The organism is Roseateles sp. P5_B10 (assembly GCF_056400485.1).
The window spans coordinates 1-3,458 of the sequence record NZ_JBFULE010000578.1 but is presented as its reverse complement, the minus strand read 5'-3'; the positions used below and the strand labels follow the sequence as shown (position 1 = coordinate 3,458).

The 3,458-nt window shown below is 64.7% G+C and carries 4 protein-coding genes and 1 tRNA gene; all 5 read left to right on the top strand.

Annotated elements, in window-relative coordinates; all coding sequences use genetic code 11:
- The first annotated feature begins 102 nt into the window (after positions 1–102).
- Positions 103–179, top strand: a tRNA-Pro gene (locus tag AC1DU6_RS24140).
- A 165-nt stretch (positions 180–344) separates the two neighbouring features.
- A complete protein-coding gene (tnpB, locus tag AC1DU6_RS24135) occupies positions 345–809 on the top strand; it encodes an IS66 family insertion sequence element accessory protein TnpB (protein ID WP_477860170.1) in 465 nt (154 codons plus the stop codon).
- A 226-nt stretch (positions 810–1,035) separates the two neighbouring features.
- On the top strand, positions 1,036–2,256 hold the full coding sequence (locus AC1DU6_RS24130; RefSeq protein WP_477860169.1) for a tyrosine-type recombinase/integrase: 1,221 nt from the start codon (positions 1,036–1,038) through the stop codon (positions 2,254–2,256).
- A complete protein-coding gene (locus AC1DU6_RS24125; protein WP_477860167.1) occupies positions 2,253–3,209 on the top strand; it encodes a tyrosine-type recombinase/integrase in 957 nt (318 codons plus the stop codon). Before AC1DU6_RS24130 ends, AC1DU6_RS24125 begins: the two co-directional genes overlap by 4 nt.
- A partial coding sequence (locus tag AC1DU6_RS24120; protein ID WP_477860165.1) for a site-specific integrase occupies positions 3,202–3,458 on the top strand: 257 nt, incomplete at its 3' end. The genes AC1DU6_RS24125 and AC1DU6_RS24120, both read left to right, overlap by 8 nt.

Below are 3,458 nucleotides of genomic sequence, written 5' to 3'. Positions count from 1 at the left end.
CCCGCTGACCTCTCTGGAGCAGGTTCGAGCCGAACTTCTTGCGATCCGAGCCAGCCTTCTGGGCTGAAAGCGCAATTCCTCGGTTATACTTTTTGGCTCAGTCGGGGCGTAGCGCAGCCTGGTAGCGCACTTGCATGGGGTGCAAGGGGTCGCGAGTTCGAATCCCGCCGTCCCGACCATTTTTATTGAAGTAGATCAACGGCTTAGCAGCTTCGGCAGCTAAGCCGTTTGTCATTCTGGCTGCCGATTTTGGTTCCAGGGGTACACCCAGGGGTACACCGGCCGCAAGCTAGTTCCATTCCGGCGCGCAAGGCGCAACGCGGTAAGCGTCCAGCAAACCCATCTTGAACGGCTGGCCCGTGATGGCCAGGATGGTGTCCACCAAACTAGCTGCAGCGCGGCCCGGTTCATGTGCGGGTCCGTTGGCCAATGGCGGGCGCTGCTTCCTGCGCGGCCTGGCTGCGCGAGATGCTGCGTTGATCCGGGTGGATGCGGTGTGGCTGGCGGTCGAGCCGCTGGACATGCGGGCCGGTACCGAGGCCGCTCTGCGACGCGTGGTCGCTGTCTTCGGCGCTGCTCGCCCCCACCACGCCTACCTGTTCGCCAACCGTCGCGCCAACCGGATGAAGGTGCTGGTGCATGACGGCATCGGGGTGTGGCTGGCAGCTCGCCGCCTCAACGCGGGCCGCTTCGTCTGGCCCCGCGACGTGACCGGCACGTTGAGCCTGAGCCGCATTCAGTTCGACGCTCTCGTGCTGGGCCTGCCCTGGCAGCACGTCGGCGAGGCCGGCGTCATCACGCTGCTGTAGCCGCGCGTCCATTGCTGCATCTGCCGATGGCCGGCGCGGCGCGGGGCAGGCAAGCAAGCCAGCTTGGCAAGGCAAGCTCGTTTGCGACGACTTCGCCGGTGATGTTGCGGCGCAAGTTATGTGTTCTTGGGCATCGCGGCCGCCGCGGCCAGGTTGTTTGATGGCGGTTGACACAACATTACTGCAGGTCCCTGCTGGCGGGTCTTCTTCACTTTGGAGACCTGCCGTGTTCGAGACCCTCTTTGCCTTTGACGGCACGATCGCGCGTCACCGCGATGGCCCCTTGTTCGATGAGCGACTTCGCTACCTGCTTCACTGCGCGTCGGTGGGCGCCACGCTTCACACGCAGCGCAACCGAGCTCGAGCRTTGTTATGGATCGCCAAGGACCTTGCTGTCCATGGTCAAGGCCGAGTCGATGCTGCGCAGCTTTGCGAGCTGATCGCGAAGCGCCGCCCACAGGTGGCGTCCCGCACGGCAGCGAACCTGTTCAATATCGCCCGGCCATGGTTGAAGTTCCTCGGTTGGTGGGATCGGCCAGTGCAGCCCGTTGCGTTCGCTACGGCGCTCGATCGCTTCGTTGCCTGGATGCGAGATGAACGCGGCCTGACGCCGTGCACGGTGGAGCAGTGGCGTTACCGCACGGCGAACTTCTTAGGCTGGTGCCAGGAGACCGGCCGCGATCTCGCCACGCTTGAGCCACAGGACATCGACGCCTACTTCGTGACCTACGGTGCACCGCGCTGGTCGCGCATCTCGGCTGGCCAAGTCGCCAGGATGTTGCGCGTGTTCTTCAAGCACGCTGCCGCGACGGGCGCCTGCTCAACGAGCTTGGCCGGCTCGATCCTGAGCCATCGCCGGTACCGCCTCGAGACGCTGCCCTACGCCCTGGACTGGCAGGACGTTCGGCGTCTGATCGCCACTGCGTGTGGCGAGACTGAACTGGACGTCCGTGATCGAGCCATCCTCCTCTTGTTGGCCATCTACGGGCTGCGACGCGGTGAGGTCAGTGCGCTGCGCCTTCACGACATCGATCGTGAGCATGGGCAGCTGCGGATCTGGCGCCTCAAGCGCCGGCAGCCGCAGGTCTATCTCCTCGTGCCATCGGTCGAGAAGGCACTGCTGGCATACGTCGACACGGTCAGGCCGTTGGTGTCCCATGCAGAGGTGTTCATCGGCACGCAGGCTCCGCGCGCTGCGATCTCGCCGGCAGGTATCTACAACGTAGTCAACCGGCGTCTGCGCACGCTGGGTGTGCAGGCTGCGCACCTCGGCCCTCACGCGTTGAGACACGCGTGCGCATCGAAGATGCTCGCAGACGGGCTGACGCTCAAGGAGATCGGCGATCACCTGGGTCACCGCAGCACAGCGTCGACCAGCATCTACGCCAAGGTGGATCTTGCCGGCCTGCGTCAAGTTGGCGAACTCGACCTGGGAGACCTGCAATGAGGACCAGCGAGCTCATCGAGATCTACCTTGCGGCCAAGCGTGCCCACGGCACGCGTCTTCGAAGCGGCGAGCGTGCGCTGTACCAGTTTGCACGCGAGACCGGCGACCGGCCACTGCGTGAGGTGACGCCCGCTGCCGTTGCGACGTTCCTGCGCGGCCGCGGCGATCTCAGCGCCACCTGGACGACGCGACACCAGCTCCTGGCGGGGCTCTACCGGTTCGCCTTGGCGCGCGGTCATGTGCGCGCATCGGTGCTCCCGGATCAACGCCCGAAGCTGCCGCCGCCGATCACGCCTTATGTGTACTCGCGCGCCGAGTTGCGGCGTCTGCTCGACGCGACCGCAATCCTCGACTCGCCTTTCAGTCGCCTTCAGGCAACGACCTACCGAACCTTGATCCTGACGCTATACGGCAGCGGACTGCGAGTCGGCGAAGCCTTGCGCCTGAACCTGGTCGACGTCGATCTCGCCGAGCGGGTCCTGACCGTGCACGAGACGAAGTTCTACAAGTCCCGTCTCGTCCCGGTGTGCGAGTCACTCGCTGCGGCGTTGGCGGCCTACTCGCGGCAGCGCAGTGCGTTGCCTATGCCATTGGGCAAGGGGTCGGCGTTCTTCGCATCTCGATCCGGGCATCGGATCGACTATCAACGCGTTGTGACGCTGTTTCAACGCGTGCGCACTCACGCCAGCATTGGCTGCCCACCGGGAGCCTGCCGGCCGCCACGGCTGCACGACCTGCGGCACACGGCGGCCGTGCATCGCGTGGTTGCTTGGTATCGGCAGGGCAAGGACGTTCAGCAGCTCCTGCCGAAGCTGGCGACCTACCTCGGTCACGCCAGCATTGCCTCGACCCAGCGCTACCTGCAGATGACCCCCGAGCTCCTGCATGAGGCGAGCTTGCGCTTCGCTGCCTACGCCGGCGCCAACCATGGCGAGGTGGCCGACCATGCGTGACTACGCCATCCTTGGCCCATGGGTACGCCGCTTCCTGATGGAGCATCTCGTGGCTGAGCGCAACCTCTCGCGCAACACCCAAGCCAGTTACCGCGACAGCCTGACTCTTTTGTTGCCATTCATCAGCCGCCATGCCAAGTCAGACGTCGACCGACTGAAGCTGGAAGACATCTCGGCTGATCGTGTGCGGGCGTTCTTGGAGCACGTCGAACGTGATCGAAGGTGTTCGGTATTGACGCGCAATCAGCG